This is a genomic window from Rhizobium sp. SVR5-2C, from assembly GCF_056755115.1.
In genome coordinates this window covers 1-254 of the sequence record NZ_JBNDHT010000464.1, presented here as the reverse complement: position 1 = coordinate 254, position 254 = coordinate 1, and the positions used below count along the sequence as shown (strand labels likewise).

Here is a 254-nt window from a genome sequence, read left to right as displayed (position 1 = left end):
CCTTTCGTCGGTACCGCGCGCTCGGAAGCACAGGTCTCCGACCGCAAGAAGGTCGTCATTCTCGGCGGCGGCCCGAACCGTATCGGCCAGGGCATCGAGTTCGACTATTGCTGCTGCCACGCCGCCTTCGCCCTGAAGGATGCCGGCTATGAAGCGATCATGATCAACTGCAATCCGGAAACGGTCTCGACCGACTACGACACCTCGGATCGTCTCTATTTCGAGCCGCTGACGGCCGAAGACGTGATCGAAAT

1 protein-coding gene is annotated in these 254 nt (G+C 60.2%); it reads left to right on the top strand.

The features are described from left to right. The coding region (locus ACPYOI_RS36545) for a carbamoyl phosphate synthase preATP-grasp domain-containing protein (RefSeq protein WP_481424241.1) at positions 1–254 on the top strand (254 nt) is incomplete at both ends.